This window comes from Nocardia takedensis NBRC 100417, from assembly GCF_000308695.1.
In the GTDB taxonomy this organism is placed as follows: Bacteria; Actinomycetota; Actinomycetes; order Mycobacteriales; family Mycobacteriaceae; genus Nocardia; species Nocardia takedensis.
Genome location: NZ_BAGG01000259.1, coordinates 22,076 through 39,962, shown reverse-complemented (window position 1 = coordinate 39,962; position 17,887 = coordinate 22,076). Strand labels below are relative to the sequence as shown.

General features: G+C 69.5%; 18 protein-coding genes and 1 pseudogene. 14 read left to right on the top strand and 5 right to left on the bottom strand.

The features are described from left to right. Nucleotides 1-57: 57 nt before the first annotated feature. The 3 genes from ON30_RS32235 to ON30_RS32225 all read left to right on the top strand — a co-directional run bounded on the left by ON30_RS32235 (nt 58) and on the right by ON30_RS32225 (nt 2,043). Nucleotides 58-525: a MarR family winged helix-turn-helix transcriptional regulator gene (locus tag ON30_RS32235; RefSeq protein WP_051030295.1), complete on the top strand. Its 468-nt coding sequence runs from the start codon at nt 58-60 to the stop codon at nt 523-525. A 28-nt stretch (nt 526-553) separates the two neighbouring features. Then, the gene (locus tag ON30_RS32230) at nt 554-1,246 is read left to right on the top strand and encodes a hypothetical protein (RefSeq protein WP_040713772.1); all 693 of its coding nucleotides are present in this window, start codon (nt 554-556) and stop codon (nt 1,244-1,246) included. 173 nt (nt 1,247-1,419) lie between these two features. Next, a complete protein-coding gene (locus tag ON30_RS32225) occupies nt 1,420-2,043 on the top strand; it encodes a hypothetical protein (protein WP_157184023.1) in 624 nt (207 codons plus the stop codon). A 19-nt stretch (nt 2,044-2,062) separates the two neighbouring features. On the opposite strand, the gene ON30_RS39865 is transcribed toward ON30_RS32225, so the two are convergent. Then, a complete protein-coding gene (locus tag ON30_RS39865) occupies nt 2,063-2,491 on the bottom strand; it encodes a hypothetical protein (protein ID WP_040713769.1) in 429 nt (142 codons plus the stop codon). A 49-nt stretch (nt 2,492-2,540) separates the two neighbouring features. On the opposite strand from ON30_RS39865, the gene ON30_RS38245 reads away from it, so the two are divergent. From ON30_RS38245 to ON30_RS38630, 4 genes are read left to right on the top strand one after another with little or no spacing between them, the layout of a single operon-like run. Next, entirely contained in the window at nt 2,541-2,873 is a 333-nt protein-coding gene (locus ON30_RS38245; RefSeq protein WP_157184022.1) for a WXG100 family type VII secretion target, read from the top strand. Continuing rightward, a complete protein-coding gene (locus ON30_RS32210; RefSeq protein WP_040713764.1) occupies nt 2,870-3,157 on the top strand; it encodes a WXG100 family type VII secretion target in 288 nt (95 codons plus the stop codon). The genes ON30_RS38245 and ON30_RS32210 overlap by 4 nt, the downstream gene beginning before the upstream one ends. A gap of 13 nt (nt 3,158-3,170) precedes the next feature. Beyond that, nucleotides 3,171-4,517 carry a putative toxin gene (locus tag ON30_RS32205; protein ID WP_040713761.1) on the top strand — a complete coding sequence of 449 codons (1,347 nt, stop codon included), beginning with the start codon at nt 3,171-3,173 and terminating at the stop codon, nt 4,515-4,517. A 53-nt stretch (nt 4,518-4,570) separates the two neighbouring features. Next, nucleotides 4,571-5,215: a HEAT repeat domain-containing protein gene (locus ON30_RS38630; protein WP_085999448.1), complete on the top strand. Its 645-nt coding sequence runs from the start codon at nt 4,571-4,573 to the stop codon at nt 5,213-5,215. 23 nt (nt 5,216-5,238) lie between these two features. On the opposite strand, the pseudogene ON30_RS32200 reads toward ON30_RS38630, so the two are convergent. Continuing rightward, a pseudogene (locus tag ON30_RS32200) lies at nt 5,239-6,546 on the bottom strand (ABC1 kinase family protein); the annotation flags it as partial. Nucleotides 6,547-6,808: 262 nt separating this feature from the next. Between ON30_RS32200 and ON30_RS32195 the strand changes: the two are divergent. From ON30_RS32195 to ON30_RS32175, 6 genes are all read left to right on the top strand, one after another. Next, a complete protein-coding gene (locus ON30_RS32195; RefSeq protein ID WP_040713751.1) occupies nt 6,809-7,426 on the top strand; it encodes a TetR/AcrR family transcriptional regulator in 618 nt (205 codons plus the stop codon). 251 nt (nt 7,427-7,677) lie between these two features. Next, a complete protein-coding gene (locus tag ON30_RS32190; RefSeq protein ID WP_063719991.1) occupies nt 7,678-8,976 on the top strand; it encodes a PucR family transcriptional regulator in 1,299 nt (432 codons plus the stop codon). A 35-nt stretch (nt 8,977-9,011) separates the two neighbouring features. Then, a complete protein-coding gene (locus tag ON30_RS32185) occupies nt 9,012-9,401 on the top strand; it encodes a hypothetical protein (RefSeq protein WP_040713749.1) in 390 nt (129 codons plus the stop codon). A gap of 265 nt (nt 9,402-9,666) precedes the next feature. After that, entirely contained in the window at nt 9,667-10,071 is a 405-nt protein-coding gene (locus ON30_RS42455; RefSeq protein WP_373282668.1) for a VanZ family protein, read from the top strand. Nucleotides 10,072-10,082: 11 nt separating this feature from the next. Then, complete coding sequence (locus ON30_RS32180) at nt 10,083-10,601, top strand: maleylpyruvate isomerase family mycothiol-dependent enzyme (RefSeq protein ID WP_051030294.1); 519 nt, start codon at nt 10,083-10,085, stop codon at nt 10,599-10,601. A 113-nt stretch (nt 10,602-10,714) separates the two neighbouring features. Next, the gene (locus tag ON30_RS32175; RefSeq protein ID WP_040713821.1) at nt 10,715-11,143 is read left to right on the top strand and encodes a nitroreductase/quinone reductase family protein; all 429 of its coding nucleotides are present in this window, start codon (nt 10,715-10,717) and stop codon (nt 11,141-11,143) included. Between the two features lie 16 nt (nt 11,144-11,159). Here the strand turns inward: ON30_RS32175 and ON30_RS32170 are convergent, their stop codons facing one another. After that, nucleotides 11,160-11,663 (bottom strand): response regulator, encoded by a 504-nt coding sequence (locus tag ON30_RS32170; RefSeq protein WP_157184020.1) that lies wholly within the window; start codon nt 11,661-11,663, stop codon nt 11,160-11,162. 489 nt (nt 11,664-12,152) lie between these two features. Between ON30_RS32170 and ON30_RS32165 the strand changes: the two genes are divergently transcribed. Further along, entirely contained in the window at nt 12,153-15,944 is a 3,792-nt protein-coding gene (locus tag ON30_RS32165; RefSeq protein ID WP_051030292.1) for an nSTAND1 domain-containing NTPase, read from the top strand. A gap of 386 nt (nt 15,945-16,330) precedes the next feature. Here ON30_RS32165 and ON30_RS32160 read toward each other — a convergent pair whose 3' ends face one another. Together ON30_RS32160 and ON30_RS32155 are read right to left on the bottom strand one after the other, a co-directional pair. Continuing rightward, nucleotides 16,331-16,516: a hypothetical protein gene (locus ON30_RS32160; RefSeq protein ID WP_040713745.1), complete on the bottom strand. Its 186-nt coding sequence runs from the start codon at nt 16,514-16,516 to the stop codon at nt 16,331-16,333. Nucleotides 16,517-16,971: 455 nt separating this feature from the next. Then, nucleotides 16,972-17,826, bottom strand: a complete 855-nt coding sequence (locus ON30_RS32155; RefSeq protein ID WP_063719990.1) for an NADPH-dependent F420 reductase — start codon at nt 17,824-17,826, stop codon at nt 16,972-16,974. Between the last annotated feature and the right edge of the window lie 61 nt (nt 17,827-17,887).

The following is a 17,887-nucleotide window of genomic DNA, read 5'->3' as shown; positions in this document are numbered from 1 at the left end:
GATCCGGGCGGGTGGCGATACTTCGGAATCCGTACTAGTTTGGAAGACGTGGCTGACATGGGCGCTCCGACAGACGAAGAACTCATCGAGGCCTTCCGTGTCCTGTGGATCGAACTGCGCATCGCCGACGACCGGATCGCCGCGGCCGCGGGCATCAATCCCCGCGATCTCGACGTCCTCGACGTGATCGACCGCGAAGGGGCGTGCACACCCGGTCACCTCGCCGCACGGACCGGGATGCGCGCCGCCACGCTCACCGGAGTGCTCACCCGCCTCGAACGCAGCGGATGGATCACCCGGACCAGCGACCCGGCCGACCGGCGCTCGGCCCAGGTGGCCTCCACCCCGAACTTCGAGGTGGTGCGCTCGCTGTACCAGCGGGCGGGCGGCCCGGTGCACCGCGTGTTCCACGATGTCGCCCCCGACCACCGCGATGTGGTCATGCAGTTCCTGCGCACGCTCGCCCAGTCGCTGCGCACGGCCAGCGACGACATCCACGAGCGCGAACAAGTGACAGTCGAATAGACCGCCCGGATCCACGAAGGAGACGACAATGCAGTTCGCCGAGACGATTCCCACCGAGTTCACCTACATCGCCTGGAACATCGACCTGCACACCCTCGGGCCATTCGTCAAAAGCAGCCGAACCCGCAAGGCCGCGCTCGACGGGATTCGCGCGATCGCCCGCGAATTGGCCGAGACCGCCGGGGTGCGCACCGTGCGCCTGTTCGAGTCCACTTTCATTCCGCCACTGCGCAACAGCCCGCGCTTCGACGTCATCCTGCTCATCGATTCCGACGCCCCCGTGCGCGAGATATTCGAAGCCGCGCGCGCCCGCCACCGGACTCCGAGCCCGGCACTTGTCACCAACGCCGTGAACGCCGCGCGTTTCGGCGATACCGACGGCTCCGACGGCCCCGTCCTGCTCAATCACTTCGTCGGGAATGCGCCCGCGCAAACCGCGACAACGGCGTGGAAGACGATCAGCCAGTGGTACGCCTCGGTACTCGGCGTGACGAACTCGACGCTGCTCGAACTCGCACCCGGCACCCCGTTCATCATCGTGAATTACGCGATCGTCCCGGGCCCCGTCCCGCGATTCATGGCCGATCAACTTCTGCGCCCCAGCTTTTACCGCAACGTCACCCGCCGCCTCAACGAGATCGGAATCGCCGCCCGCCCCCTTTTCGCCCAACGGATCGCCTACAGCGATTCCCACCAGACCGACCCCCTCGACACCCACTGAGGATCGAACGCAGGGCGGACAGCAGCCGAAGGGATGTAGTCCGACGCAGCGGATCCTTCGACCGGGGCGGCAGCCGTCTGCCGCGGAACCGAGGTGCTGTCCCGGGTTCACGGAACATGCCGTTCCCGTGATTGGATCACCGCATGGGCAACGGTCGGTCATCTCGGCATCGGGTGGCAGGAACGTTCGCGTTCGTTCTGGCGGTTACGGTCGGCTGCGCGGATGCCTCCTCCACCTCGTCTCGAACTCATTCGGTGACAGGAACATCGCCCTCTGCCTCCTCGGAAGTCCGCCCTTGTGATGCCGCTGATCGGACCGAGCAGGCATTCGTACTCGGTCGCGGCGAGCGCCACCCGTTCGACGTGCGCATACCCGAATTGCCTGGCTGGCAACGCAATCGCGGAGCCGACGAACACGGGGACGGAATCGGCTTGCAACGCAGGGATACTCTGACCGACGACTTCCGCAGTCCGACAGCGATGATGACGGTCCACGTCGGTGACCCCGTCCACTCGGTGGAAGACGCCGTGGCGCCGAACCGGCGGCGGGCCGAGAGCAGCGCCCGTGATTGGCGAACCCGCGACGACCTGCGGATCACGACGTGCGGCGTCCAGGGCGGGAAGATCACCGGAGTGTTCGATGGCGGCCAATGGTGGGCGGACCGTCGCGTTCTGGTCCATGTCGTCGGGAATGTGGCCTATCCGATCTTTCTCTCCGCGAAGACGAGACTCGCCGACATGGACCGCCTCGGTGAGGATTTCACCACAATGTTCGACGGTGTCCGAGCCCTCGACTGACCTGCCGCGGCGTGCCTGCTCACCCCCACAGCACCTTGCTCCCGACCGCGGCGTGCGCTGCGCCGAGATCGACCTGTAGGTCCTCCACCGTCGCCGTGTAGGGCACGAGAACAACGATCGGTATTCCGTCGCGATGTTCGAGAACAACCTTGACGGCATCACCTACGAACGGTGCGGAGACGGTGACATCCAGCACAACCGCTCGAGCCCGCAAGTCGGCTCGGTCACGCGCCGATTCGAGTGCGCGGGTGGCCGCCGACTCGTCTCGCGACACGCTCGATCCACCGGTTCGGCGCAACCTCTTGCCTCCGTCGCGTTCCAAGACCAGCATGAAGGGAACGAAAGAGTCCGACTCCGAAAGCATCTCGGCTGCGGCGTCGACCGCATCGCGCAACAGAGCGTCATAGTCCGCCCGTACCTGCGCGGTGGTCTCGGTGCGCCAGTCCATGCGAAAGCCACCTTGCCCGCGCTGCCCGCCAATGGCTAGGCTCACGCTGTTGGGGGAGTACGGGGTGGATATGAGCTTACAAGTCGATCCGGCGGTTCTGCGTCAGGGTGCGGCCGTACTCCACACGCATCGAGTGCTCCTCGACGATCTTCTGGCCGGCATTCGATTCGAGCATTCCAAGTTGCGCGAGGTCTGGAACGGACGCGCCGCCGACCATGTGGCTGCGGTCTGGGAAGAACTGGCTCCGCGGGTCACCGCGCATATAGCGGAATTGACCTCGCTGGCTTCGGGTCTCGCCACCGCCGCCGACAGCTTCGCAACCCAGGACGAGACCAGGGCAAGCCGGATCACGAGCGCCGAATGCAGTCTCGACCTGCCGTGACCGTACGCTCCTACGACCTCGAAGCCATGCGAGTCTTCATCGAACTGCTCGACGCCGCGATAGCCTCGATCACCGACCACGGCGCGCAGATCGGTTCGGTCGGCGCCAACTTGCTGAGCCAGTTCGCGGGGGCCACCGCGGACTCCTTCTCCGACAGACATTCACTGTGGATCACGAAGACCGACGCGCTGGTCACGGAGTTACGCGCGGTCCGCGATCAGATCGCGACGGCCCGAACCAACTATCTGGAGGCCGAGGAGGCCAACCGGCTGATGCGGGCGTGAGAGGCCGCGAACGATGACGACGGTGAACGCCGAGACCTACTTCCAGGTCGGCGCGGGATTGATCGAGATCAGTACGGTGATAGAAGGTTTCCTCCGACACGTGCAACAGCACCTCGACGTCGCGCGCTCGGCGGGCCTGTATCCCTACGGCGGACCGCAGTGGGCGAAAAGCTTCGACCAGTCGGCGGTCGATCTGTTCGAGGCCGGTTCGCTCGCGGCGATGGCCGCGAACGCCCTGGGTCTACAGATCCACACGGCCGGCCAGAATCTGGTACACGCGGAGAACGGTTCGCACTCGGGAGCACCGGATCCGATACCAACCCCGCCGACAGGTACGACGCTGACCATCAGTCTGCGTCCCACTCAATTGTCGGTGGGTGGCACCGGCGGCGATCCCGACCACTGGGATCTGGTCGCCCCGCAGGTGACCAGGAAGTGGGCCGACTGCGACGAAGCGAGGATCACCGAGGCGGGGGTGCTGCTGAAGACGATGGGGGCGATCTCGGAAGACCACGCGAACCAGGTCTACCGATCCGTCCGAGAGTTGTTTCCGGACGAGGCGCGCAGCCAAGATCCGATCCTCGCCGAATACGTCTCCGACACGGCCGCGCTGTGTCGGGCGATGCAGGCGTACTCCGACGCGGCTACCTATCTGGGAATCGCGTGCGAGAGCGTCGCGACCACCGCCGAATCGGCGAAGAAGGACTGCCGGACGTCGTTGAACCTGCTGTGGGTCCTGCTCGCTTCGTACGAGGCCGACAAGGCCGCTGCCGAGCGACTTCCTGCCGGTGACGGCGCCCAAGCCGCGATCGATGCCCTCATCGCGACGAACAAGACGGAGTACGCCGCGGCGATCTCGGCGCGCCTGGGCGACATCGAAGCCACCGTCACGGCGACAGTAGCGTCGAACGAAGGCATCTACGACATGGTCACCACACAGACCGCGGATCTACAGTCCATTCTCGGCCGCACTCCCCGCAGCACTCGCTACATCGGCGGCCGCGACATCACGCAGAACAAGAAGGCCGGCGAAGACGGCGAAGCCAGGGCAGGCATAGATCCGTCGGTCACCAAGCGCCGGATCTCCATCATCGATCGTGACGGAAACGCCCTCTTCTCCGACCCGGACCGGATCGATACGACGAACCGCCAGCTCACCGAGGTCAAGAACACCAACGATATCGTCGACAACAAGCGACAACTCCTGATCCAGGAGCAGTGGGCCAGGGACAACGGTTACACCTATACCTTGATCGTGGATCATCGAACCCAGATCAACGACCCCGATATCGCGGGCATGATCGAGACGGGTCAAATACAACTGATCAGGATGGAACTGGACGACGGGTCACCGATATGACGATCTCGTATGCGCGGATGCCGCACGGTAGTGAGGGTGGGGGTACGGCGTGGATGGCGGAGCTGCCGGCTCGATACCGGGATGGTGAGCGCGGGTTCGATCGGCGGATCATGGAGGAGTTGGCGGCGGTCGGTGTGCCGTGTTACACGCTGGATGATCTGGCGAACGGGCCGCGCACGATTCCGCCGGGCATTCCCGTGTTCGTCGACTGGCTGACCGAACTGGACGACCGGATTCCCGGTTCCGAGACCGAGCATCGCGCCACCATCAGGATGGGGTTGATCCGCAATCTCATCGACCCGGCCGCTCGCGGCGATCAGCGGGCGATCGAGGCGCTGCTCGCCCAGTTCGACAGGAACCCGCCCGTTCCCGAGTATGTCCGGACGTGGGCGGCCGAGGCGTTGAAGATGATCGCCGGACCGAAGGACTTCGCGCCCATCGCCCGGCTCATGGGCGACCTGCCGAAGGACGGGACGGCGGTGATCCCGCTGGTCGGGTATCTCGGCAAGGTCAAGACGGACGAATCGCGCGATCTGGCGGTGCGCTATCTGGACACCCCCGCACGCGGGGCGGCGATCAAGGCGCTGGTCCAGATGAAGGCGACCGGGGTGCGGCGGTTGATCGAGCCGTTGGTGGACGACCGGCATCCCCCGGTTCGCAAGGTCGCCCGCAGCGCGCTGGAGAAACTGGCGGAGTGAGGGTCAGGGGTGGGGGTGGGGGTTTGCCAGGTGGCGATGGCTCGGCCTGTGTCGGTGGTCGGGGGGCGGTGTTCGAGCCATTCGGTGGCGAGGGTGTGCCAGTTGTTGGTGACGGCGAGTTGGCCGAGGGCGGCGAAGGTGAGCAGGTCGGCGCGGCGGGAGAAGACGTGTTCGGGGGGTAGGCGCTGGCGGTGGACGCCGCCGAATTCGGTGGCGCGGGGGTCGACGGCGAGCACGACGGCGCTGGTGGCGAGTTCGGGGGTGATGGTGACGGGTTCGTCGAGCAGGTGCCATCCGGCGGCGGCCCACACGTAGTCGAGGCATTCCTCGGCGGTGACACCGGAGCGCGGGTCGATGATCCCGCGCCCGACCCAGGCGGTGTAGAGGTCCTCGGCGCGTCCTTGGCCCGCCGCGAGCAGGCAGCGGCGTTCGAAGTCGGCGTGCGCGGGGTCCATCCGGTGGTAGAGACCGAAGTCGAGGAAGGCGATCCGGCCGTCGGCGGCGAGCAGCATGTTGCCGGGGTGCGGGTCGCCGCAGAACTCGAAGTCGGTGAACAGCGAGGTGATGTAGAAGCGGTAGATCAGTTCGCCGACGCGCGCGCGGTCGGCGTCGGGCAGTGACCGCAGCGCCTCGAACGGCGAACCATCGATGAATTCGGTGACCAGGACGTGCGGCCCGCAGAATTCCGGGATGCTGTCGGGCACGACGACGAACGGATGCCCGCGGTAGCGACTCGCGACGCGACGCTGGTTGCGGGCTTCGCTCACGTAGTCGAGTTCGGCGCCGATGTTGCGGGCGATCTCGCCGAGCACGTCGGAGTCCGAGGCGCTGGGCAGCACGGATTTCCAGAGTTTGCCGAACAGTTCGAGGTTGCGCATGTCGGCGTGCACGGCCTCGTCCACGCCCGGGTATTTGACCTTGACGGCGACCACGCGGCCGTCGCGCAGGCGCGCGCGGTAGACCTGTCCGATGGACGCGGCGGCGACAGGAGTCTCGTCGAAGTCGGCGAAGACGCCCGTCAGCGGCCCGAGGTCCTGTTCGATGACCGCGCGCATGGCGGCGAAGGAGAAGTGGGGGGCGCGGTCGCGCAGTTCGGCGAGTTTGTGCCGGAACAGTTCGCGGTGGGATTCGGGGACCAGGTCGATGTCGAGGACCGACAGCATCTGGCCGAGTTTCATCGCGGCGCCCTTCATGCCGCCCAGGACGGTGACCAGTTGCTGGGCGGCTTGCAGGGCGGAGCGTTCGGCCAGCGCCTGCCGCGCGCGTTCGGGTCGGCCGAGGGCGGCGGCGCGCGTCCGGGCCCCGCGCACCGCTTGGCCCGCGACCAGCATTCCCAGCGCGGTGCCGCGCGCGACGCGACTCCGGGGGACTCGATCCCGCACCGTGCGCACCTCCCTGGCTCGTGCGGCGGTCACGCTACCCCTGGTCACGGGGGCGGCGAGGGCGAACGGTGGCGGGCCCGGGTTTTTTTGTGAGGCATCCCGAATCGGGCGACCGGAACCGATGAAGTGTCCAGGGCCCATCCCCTGCGGGCCGGTGGCCGGGACGGTCCTCGTATCGTCGGCACGACTGCCGCGGGACAGGAGGAATCGGGTGCCCACGAAGACCGGACAGCGTCGGCGCCCCACCCAGGACCGCGCGCGGGCGACCCGCGAGCACATCCTGGACACGGCGGCGCGCCTGTTCGGGGAGCGCGGAATCGCCGCCACCTCGACCAACCGGATCGCCGCGGAGGCCGAGGTGAGTATCGGCACCGTCTACCGGTATTTCGCCGACCGCGCGGTCATCGTGGACGAACTGCTGCGCCGGTTGTTGGAGAACATCGAGCGCCGGTTTACCGATCGACTGTTCGACTCGTCGGCGGAGTCGCCGGAACAACTGATGGCGGGCGTGCTGGACACGATCACCGTCGAACTCGTGGCGCAGGCCCCGCTGGTGCGCGCGCTGGTGGCCGGTGTGCAGTTCTACAGCAGCGGCCTCCCGGAGTTCGAGCCGCGCCTGCGCGTACTGGTCAAGGTCATGCTGATCCAGATGCTCGGGCCGGGCGACGACCGCGAGTTCGACACCATGACCTTCGTCCTCATCAACACCGGGTTCGCCGCGGTGCTGCGCGCCTCCGCGCAGGATGTCGACGGTGCCGAACGCCGGGAGGCGATCGCCATGACGGCGCGCATGATCGGCCGGTGGATCGACGCCGAGATGCGGCGGTGAGCGTCGCCCCGGGAAAGTGAGCGGTCGCTCCTCATTTCCGCTCCCGATATCGCCCTCATCGCACCCAGCCGGGTGAACTCGCAGGTAGATGCCGGATTTGTCGTACGCGGCGAGAACGGGAAAGCGGAGTAGAAGGTGAGCGTCCGCTCGGATTAGCGTGGATCTCCAGAACGAGCGTCCGGGCCGCGGCCTCGGCGACCGCGCAGCCGGAGCCACCCGCGCGGCCCCGGCGGTGACAAGGAGGTCACGTGATGATCGACAGTATCGCGCCCGACTCGCGCACCCGGCCGGCGACGCCCGAGGTCCACCGCCTCGCCCGCGAGGTGCTCGCCCATCTCGCGCGGTCGGGCGCTCCGTGCGCGGCCGCCACGACGGGCGAACCGGCGACCGAGCTGACGAACCTGGCCAGGACCTGCGTGGACCGGATGATCCGGGAACTGCGCGGCGAACCGGTGCCCGAGCGGATCGCGCGCCTGGAGTCCACGGCCGCGGGGTGGGCGCGCGGCGGCATCCCCATCGACACCGTCCTGCACGCCGCCCACCGCGGCTTCGAGGCCGCCGTGGACCTGCTGTTCCCGCGCACCGATCCCGGCGTGGAATTCGACATCGCCACCGGTATCGCCGTCGCGATGCGCCTGCTCAACCAGTTCACCTCGACGGTCAGCAAGACCTATGTCCGCGAACTGCGCAGTGTCGCCGCCGAACACCACACCGCGGTCCACACGTTGACCTCCGCGCTGCTGGGCGGACATCCGACCTCGGCCGCCGCGCGCGACAGCGGCATCCCGGTGGCCGCGAGCTACCTGGTGCTCGCCGTGTCGATGCCCGCCCATCCCGACGAACAGCGCCCCGGTCTCGACGGTCAGGTCGTGGCCCGGCGCAAACTGCGTCGCGTGCAGTCGGCGCTGGCCGCCACCTCGCGCGATCGGGCGCTGTCGCTGCTGTCGACCGACGGCGGCACCGTCCTGCTGCCCGCCGACCGTTTCGCCGAGGCCGACACCGACGCGTTGGTCGATGATCTGTCGGCCGCCGCGCAAGTGCCGTTGACGGCCGCGGTTCTGGAGACCGAGACGGCGCTGATCGCCACGGCGACCCGGCACACCCACGAATTGCTCGACACCGTCGAACAACTCGGGCTCGGTCCGGGCCTGCACCGTTTCGCCGATCTGGCGATGGAGTACCAACTCACCCGTCCCGGTATCGGGCGCACCGTGCTGCAACGCAGACTCCTCCCGCTCGACGAACATCCCGAACTGCTGCGCACGCTGCGCGAATACTTCGCGGCGGGACGCGACCGCAGGGTGGCCGCGCGGGCCATGGGCGTGCATCCCAACACGATCGACTACCGACTGCGCCGCGTGGGCGAGTTGACCGGTCTCGACATCGCCGACACCAGGTCGTGGTGGTATCTCAACGCGGCGCTGATCACCCGCTCCGCGCCGTCGGGCGAGCCCGATTGGGATTCGGATCGACTTTCCCCGCCCCGAATTATCAACCGCCACAATATCTCTGGGATCGACGCTGCGCCGGAACCCGATGCCCTTGACTGAGCGTCGGAATCGTTTCACCGGCGCGAGGAGTCGCGATGTCGCACCACCCGCGGCGGACGGGCGGGATACTGCTCGCCGCCTTCCTGTTCCTGTCCGGCGTGGCGTCCGGCGCGCACGCCGACCCCGGGGCCGCCCGGTACTCGCACATCGTGCGGATCGATGCGGGGCCCGCCGAACAGCGCCTGGTGCAGGTGTATTCGGCGGCGATGGGCCGTATCGTGCACCTGACGGTGCTGCGGGCGGCCGATCCGGGCAGGCGCGGCGCGTTCGTCGCCCGCAAGATGGCCGAGGAATCGGCCGTCGTGATGGGCGTGGCCGTCGAACTCGGCGCGCGGGTCACCAAGACGCTCGGCATCGACCTGGTGTCGATGCAGATGGGGCGCTCGTTCAGCCTGGAGCAGGCGGCCCGAATGCGGCCGGGCTGATCCCGGCGGCGGACTCCGGCGAGTCGAGTCCGACGGTCGTCGCGGGCGAGCCCACCGACGCGGTCGCCGCTGGGCCGCCACGTCCTGTCCGGCCTGAACTCCGTCCTCGAGAAGATGATCGCGGGTTTCCTCCCGCCCCGTCGCCCACGTCGAAGCCGACCCGCCGCACCGCCTGATCCGCTTCGACTTCCCCACCGGCCCCATGTCCTGGCAGCCCCGCGCCCACTTGGCCCTGCTTCGCTGAAGCCGTCGCACCATCGGCGGAATGCGGAGATCCTGTGCGGGGTCGGTGGAGCCGATCGTGGGCTTCGCAGGACCGGAGGAGACTGGCGGGTATGCCTCTGGCCGACGTGCTCGCCGAGAACCGCACCCTCGAACAGATCGGCGGCAACCTACTGGTCTTCGCCGCCTCGGACTCCTGCTCCCGTTGCGCCACCCCTGGTTCCGCCGTCCGCACCGCGTCCTGGCGGTGGCCGTCACGGCCTCGATCGCGGTCGAGATCACCCCGTACGCCTTGGCCATCGGCCGCCGTTCGTCTGTCGACGATGTACTCCTGAACGCCGTCGGCGCATACCTTTTCGACCTACTCGCGGATGGCCTGTTCGGGCGTCAGGCGCGCGTGGCAGATCCCGCTAGTCCAGAAGAACGAACGATCGTTCGTATAGTCTGAGCGGTGTGGACATGGACAAGTTGGACGCGCGTGCGCTACGGGAGTTGGCGGGGCTGGTCGAATCGGTGGGCGTCGAGGATCTCGGGAGGTGGACGCCGTGCGCGGGGTGGCGGGTTCGGGACCTGTTGGCGCACATGAATTCCGAGCACGAGGCGATCAGCGCGCCGCTGTCGGGGTCCGAGGTGTCGCTGGACGGCGATCCGCGACGGAGTTTCGGGCGGGTGGTCGATCGGTGGATCGAGGCGTTCCGTGGGCGTCCCGCCGACGAGCAGGTCGCGGTGCCGAAATTCGGCGCGACCTCGCCGGCGGGGCGGATTCTGGGGGTGCACTTCGCCGACATGCTGGTGCATCGCTGGGATCTGACCAGAGCACTCGGCCTCGATCACGGACTGCCGGAGGATTTGGGGTCCATCTCGACATCGAGCCCGTCGAGAAACCCGACGCGGTCCACTGGACCGACCCGATCCACCGCCACCCTCAACTTCACCGGCGCGGCAACCGAATCCGCGCCCGGCCGCGTCCTAGAATGATCATGCTGCACGACGTGGCGGCGTCGTTCAGTACCCGGGGAAGCGGGCCGCCCGACCGAGTCGGGCGGCCCGCGTTCGTCGGATCATCCGACGTGGGTGGCAGGATCGGACCCATGAGCGAATACCAGGACTGGAACAGCAAGATCGTCGAGGAGTTCCGCGCCAACGAGGGCCGGGTGGGCGGCCAGTTCGAGGGGGCGCCGATGGTTGTGTTGCATCACCGGGGTCGCAAGTCGGGGCAGGAACATCTCGCGCCGCTGATGTACCTGGCCGACGAATCCGATCCCGACGTGGTCTACATCTTCGCCAGCAAGGCGGGCGCGCCGACCAACCCCGACTGGTACCACAACCTCAAGGCCGCGGGCCGCGCCGAGATCGAACGCGGAACCGAGCGCTACCCGGTCGCGATCGAGGAGCTCACCGGAGCGGAGCGCGACCGCGTCTACGTCGAGCAGGCCCGCCGCTACCCCGGTTTCGCCGAGTACGCCACGAAAACCGAAGGCGTGCGCGTCATTCCGGTTCTGGCGCTGCGGCGCGGCTGAGCCCGGCCGCGACCGCTCAGTGTCGCGGGATGATCGATTCGGCGATCGAAGCCGAGGACGGGCGCGCGTCGAGTTTCGGCGCGCGCACCATCCCGGGCAGCGCGGCGTCGGGCAGGTGGGCGCTCACGCAGCCGACGAGTTGCTGCATCGTGAACGGTTTGACCAGGTGGTCGGCGGCGCCCGCGGCCGCGGCGGCCGCGATCAGTTCGGGGTCGCGGGCCGCCGACATCGTCACGATCGGGGTGGCGGCGTTGGCTCGGATCGCGCGGCAGACGTGCGCGCCGCCGAGGTCGGGCAGCAGCAGGTCGACCAGTGCCACGACCGGCTCGACGCGCTGGGCCATGGCCACGGCGGGTTCACCGCGCGGACACACGTGCACCGCCAGCCCCTGTCCGCCCAGCACGATCTCGATCATCTCGGCGGTGGCCCGGTCGTCCTCGACGACGAGCACCGAGGCGAGCGCCGTCCCGGGTGACCTCCCGGCCGCGCGCACGCGGCGATGGGAAGGGTGCTGACTCATCCGACCTCCCGTGAGCGCATGCGATACCCGCATCGGGAAAGCTCACGAATCCCGATCCGGCCCTCACCAGCTACCAGCGGTCACCCGGGGCGTCCATACTATGCCGTCCGGTCGGATATCTCCGGGAAATGCTCGGAGAGCGTGGAATTCGGCGTGCGAGTCCATGCTCCGACACGACGGCCCGCGACGCTTCATCAGGCGGAATTATCACAGTGGGGCGGCCCGTTACCGAGTAACCTACCGCGCGGTCTGTCTTTATGTGGCCGTTATCGGATGTGGCGTCGATCGCAGCTCCGGGCGGCGCGGAGTCGAGGAAAACGCCGCGCGACCGCAGACATCGGCGGCAACCTCGTCGCGATCGTCTCGATCACGACCGAGAGACGAGCGTCACTGTGACGGGTGCGGCATACCGGAGCTCTCAGCAAATCCGTAGCATCGATCCGGACGTGAACAGGACCGGGGGTGTTTCGGACGGGAGCGAGCGCAGCGGTGACCACCACCAGGGCCGAACTGGCCCACCGGCTGGACCTGCTCTACGCCGCAGCGGGCACTCCCCCACTCAAAGCGATCAGCGCGCGCGCGACCCGCGAGTTGCGAGCCCGTAACCCGCGCGGGCGCGAGGTCAGCGCACAGCGCGTCTCGGACTGGCGACTCGGGCGCAGCGTGCCTGCCAAATTCGACGGGCTCTCGGCCGTGCTGAGCGTGCTGATCCCCGCCGCGCGGCAGCACCGGCCCGAGCCCGCGACCCCGGGGCTGTACTCCATGGCGGTCTGGCACAAGTTGTGGTCGAGCGCGCAGCGGGAACGCGCGGACACCCAGCACGGCGCACCGGCGGTCTGCCCCTACCCCGGGCTCGCGGCGCTCACCATCAGCGACGCCGAACACTTCGCGGGCCGCGACGAGCAGATCGAGACGATGCTGACCCGCTTCGGCAAGAGCGGCGGCCACCCGCTGATCCTGGTCGGCGATTCCGGAGTCGGCAAATCCTCGCTGGTGCAGGCGGGATTCGCGGCCCGCGTCCGCGACGAGTTCGACGTGCTGCTGGTGACGCCGGGGGCGGTCGCGGCCGAGGATCTGGCGTCGTGGGCGGACGAACGCGCCTCGGAGACGAAACCGTTCGTCCTCGCCGTCGACCAACTCGAGGACCTGTTCCTGCCGCCGTTCGACGACGAATCCACGACCAGGTATCTCGAGGTACTCGACGGACTGCGCGGTCCGGCCGAGCCGGGACGGTGCGCGGGGGTGGTCGCGGCCCTGCGCGCCGACTTCTACACCGCCGCCGCGCGCTATCCGACGCTGGCGACCTGGCTCGAGACCGACCAGATGCTGCTGGGCCCGCCCACCGCGGCGGAACTGACCGCCGCGATCGTCGAACCCGCCCGCACACAGGGGCTGACGATCGGCGACGGTCTGGTCGAACTCGTCCTCGCCGACCTGGGCGTGCGCGGTCCGGGAACCGGCGGGGCCATCCGCGCGGGCACCTTTCCCCTGCTCGCCCACGCGTTGCGCAGTACCTGGCAGTCCCGCGAGGGCAACGTCATGAGCGTGCGCGCCTACGAGCGGGCGGGCGGGGTGCGCGGCGCGATCGCGACCAGCGCCGAGCGGCGGTGGGCGAGCTTCGACCCGCTCGAACGCGACACCGCCCGCACGATCCTGCTGCACCTGGTGATGCCCGTCGCGGACGGCACCGCCGTCGGACGACACGTCGACCGCGACACCCTGATCCGGCGCTGTCCGGACCCCGCGTCCGCGCACACCGTGCTCAACGCCTTGGCCGAGGCGCGCATCATCACCCAGGACGTCTACGGCACCTCCCTCGCCCACGACGCGGTGATCGGCGCGTGGCCCCGGCTGGCCGAGTGGGTGGAGGAGGACCGCGAGGACGCGATCGTGCGGCATCGACTCCAGACCGACGCCGAGGAGTGGCTGGCCGCGGGCCGCGATCGAGCACTGCTCTACCAGGGCAGCAGATTGGCCGTGGCGAGCGATCTGCGGGCGCGCACCCCGCACGCGCTCGCGCCGCAGGGCGTCGAATTCCTCGCGGCGGCCGAGACGGCGCGGCGACGCCGGACGCTGGCCGAACGTGGGCTCGCGCTGTTCCTGGTCGTCGGGGCGCTGGTGACGACGGGGCTGGCGGTGGTGTCGATGCGCCAGAGTCAGCGCGCCGAACGCGAGCGCGCCGACGCGCAGTTCGCCGCGCTGGTCGCGGCCGCCCAGCACGACCAGTCCGCCGACCCGACCGAATCCGCCCAGCTCGCGCTGGTGGCGAAGGGGGAACGACCCGAGGACCCGCGGGCGCGCGGGCTGGTGCTGGCCTCGCAGTCCGCGCCGCTGGCGGCCACCGTGCCCGCCCACGACGGCGCGATCTACGGCGCGGCCGTTTCGAGTTCCGGCCTGGTGGCCTCCGCCGGCTACGACGACACGGTGCGATTGTGGCGACGCGACGCCGACCGGGGATTGGTCGCGGTGGGCGCGGCGCTGCCCACCGGGTCGTGGGTCGCGGCGGTGGCGTTCGCTCCCGACGGCCGCACCCTGTTCGCGAGCACCGCGACGGGACGGGTGCTGCGCTGGGACGTCGCCGACGCCGCCCACCCGGTGCGCGCGGCCGATATCGATCTCGGCCATCGCGGGGCGGCCTACGCGGTGGCGGTGCGCGCCGACGGCCGGTGGCTCGCGACCGCGGGCGACGACGGAACGGTTCGCCTGCACGACCTGGTCTCCGGCCGGACGCGGACCCTCACCGGCCACACCGGACCGGTTCGCACGGTCGCCTTCGCCCCCGACGGGAACACCTTGGCGAGCGGCAGCGACGATCGCACCGCGCGCCTGTGGGACCTCACCGATCCGGACGCGGCCCGCGAACTCGGCGCTCCGCTGACCGGTCAGGCGCAGACCGTGCACGCGGTCACTTTCAGCCCGGACGGAACGACGCTGGCCACGGGCAGCGACGACCAGACCTTCCGGCTGTGGTCGCTGCGCGATCGGGCGGCGCCGGTCCCGTTCGGTCCGCCCGTGGAGGCCCACGCCGCCGCCGTCTGGTCGCTGGCCTTCGCCCCCGACGGACGGACCCTGGTCAGCGCCGCCAGGGACGGCATCGCCAAGTTGTGGAGTGTGATCGATCCGCGCGGTCCGGTGCCCGTCGGTCAGCCGATGAACGGCAGTCGGGGGGCGCTCGCGACGGCCGCCTTCCTCGACGGCGACCAGGTCATGACCGGAGGGCAGGCAGGCACCCTGCAACTGTGGAGCCTGTCCCCCGCCGTCCTCGCCGGACACACCGGACTGGTCCAGGCCCCCAGTTACGACGCCACCGGCGCGCTCATGGCGACCGGTTCCTGGGATGGTCAGGTGCTGCTGTGGGATGCAGGCACGGCGACGCCGCGACCGCTGGCCACGGTCCTGCCGCTCACCGAGGACACGCGCATCGAGAACGTCGCCCTGGCGCCCGACGGCCGCACCCTCGCGGTGACCCGCGCCGACACCGGCGACGTGCTGCTGTTCGACACGACCACGCCGACCGCGCCGCGACCGCTGCCGACGCTGTCCGTTCCGGACGCCCGCTACGCCCACGAACTGGCCTTCTCGCCCGATTCGCGACTGCTGGCGACCGCCGCCGACGACGACACCGTCCAACTGTGGGATCTGACCGATCGCGACCGCCCGACCGCGCGCCCCGCGTTGACCGGGCCTCGGGGCTGGGTCAACGCCGTCGCGTTCGCCCCCGACGGGTCGCGGCTCTACGCGGCCTCGGCCGATCGCCGGGTACACGCCTGGGATCTGCGCGCCGACCGGCGCACCTCCTCGGTTCTGGCCGAACAGCGCGGCTCGGTCAACGCGCTCTCACCGAGTGCCGACGGAACCCTGCTGGCGACCGGCGGCGACGACCAGACCGTCCGCGTCTTGCGACTGACCGGTGACACCGCCGAGGAACTGGCCGCGCTCGGCGGGCATTCGAGCACCATCCGCTCGGTCAGCTTCGACCCCACCTCCAGCCTGCTGGCCACCGGAGCCGACGACCAGACGGTGCGACTGTGGTCACTCGGTGACCCCCGCGCGCCGCAGGCCATCGGCACTTCGCTCACCCCGCGCGGCACCGTCCGCTGGCGGGTCGCCTTCAGCCCGACGGGGATGCTGGGCGCGGGCGGGGAGAACGCCGTCCTGAGCTGGCTGAGCACCGACGCCGACGCGGCGGCCGACCGGATCTGCGCCGCGAGTCGCGGCACCGACCTCGACGACCAGTGGCAGCGGTGGGACGACGAATTGTCGCGGGCCTGCGCGCACTGACCCCGGACACGAGAAAGCCCGCATGGTGGATGAGGAACACCATGCGGGCTTTCGTCTGCCGGAGGACGTGGTCGAACTCAGCCGATGTTGAGCGCGAGGCTGATGAGGTCGCCACCGAAGAGGGAGAGGTTGTTGAACAGCTGGGTGAATCCGTCGAGCATGTGGGTGATCCTTCTCGTTCGAGCTTTCCTGGGGGACTCGCACCGTGTCTCGCGGTGCCACATCAGAGTCGCACCGCGAAGCCACCCGCTGCCGGCGTCTTCCCGCGTCCGCCCAGGTAGGGGGTCGGAACGGACTCTCCGGACCGGACGGATCCCCCTCCCCGGCGACCTTTCCGGCACCCCGTGCACCGACGCATCCCGAGCCGGCCGGACACCCCATGCGGTTCAGTTCGGCGTGACCTTGAGGGCGTCGGTGGTGGCCTGCAAGCCGAGGTTCAGCACGACCGACTGGGCGCGGAATGCGTCGAGTTCGGCCTTCAGTTCCGCCGCGGCGAGCTCGGCCTCGGCCTCCGGCGTGCGTCGGCCCCTCGGGGGTGAGGCGGAACGCGTAGCCCAGTTCGCTCGCCACATCCAAGGACGCGGCGGCGTCGAGGACGATCGCGCGCAGGGTGTAGGCGACGGCGTCGTTGCGTCCGACGACTTGCTGGATCAGCGGGTCGGCGGCGGCCACCGCAGCCTTGGCCGCGGGGTAGGTGCGGTGGCGGCGACGCACGAACTCCGCGATGTCGTCGGTGGCCCGACGCACGATGCCCGCGACGGTCGCCAGATGTGTCAGCTGGAAGTGGGCCAGATGGCCCGCGGTGCCGCCCGGCGGCGGAAACAGCGCCCGCGGCCACTCGACCTCGACATCGGTGAAGATGGTGGTGCCGCTCGCGCTGGCGCGCTGTCCGAAGCCCGCCCAGTCGTCGAGCGCAGCCACTCCCGCCCGCGCTCGGTGTGCCGCTCGCGCCACCGGTCCTCGACGAAACGCAGGTGCACCCGCAGCGCGTGCGGCAGATTGGACTCGGCCGCGGCGAGCTCGACGATCAGCAGGTAGAGCTGACGCAGGCTCGCGCCGTCGCCGCCGAATTCGCGTGGGACCCACACGGCCGGGAACCCGGCTTCGCGCAGCCAGCCCGCTTCCTCGAGGGCGAGGCGACCGCTGGTCGCCCGCTCCACCGAGGCTGATCCCCTGTCCCAGGGACCGGCCCACCGGTCGTCGGCCCCGGGACACCGACTTCTGAGGGTCCTCCGCCAACCGGGTGGACACCGGTATCGCGTTCAAGCGGGGTTCGCGGCGGGGGTAGGGCGGTGCGCGGGTCGATGCCCGCGAAAGCCAGGGCGATCGCGAAGCCCGCGACTTCCTCGAGTTGGCGGGCTCGGGCCAGGCCGCCGAGGACGACCGGGTCGGAACCGGTGGCGCGGACCAGTGTCTCGGTGACGCGCAGCGCCGGCGGATGGTCGCCGCAGATCGCCACCGTCACGGCGGGATTCGCGGGGTCGGTCCATCGGTCGGCGGGGAAGAGGTGGAATGCCTTCACCACGTGTGCGCCGGGAGCGAGGGCGGCCACCCGGTGGGCTCCCGAGGTGTCGGGCGGCGTGGTGAGGACACCGATTCCGTGGGCGACCGCGTTGGTCGGATCGATCAGGGTCGTGTCGGTCAGCGAATCGCCGGCGACACGCAGGATGTCCTCGACGCCGGTCCACGACACGGCCAGCAGGACCGCGTCGGCCTCGCGTCCGGCTTCACCGACCGCACGGACCTCCCCGCCCAGACTCGCGGCCAGTGCGGCGGCCTTCTCGGGCGAGCGTCCGGCGACGGCGATCATGTGGCCGGCCGCACCCCATCGCCCGCCCAGCGCCGCGGCCAAGGCGCCCGTGCCCAGGATCGTGATCCGCATCGTGTTCCTCCGTGTCGTCGGTTGTCGATTCGACGGCTACGGTAGGGACTTCGATACGCAC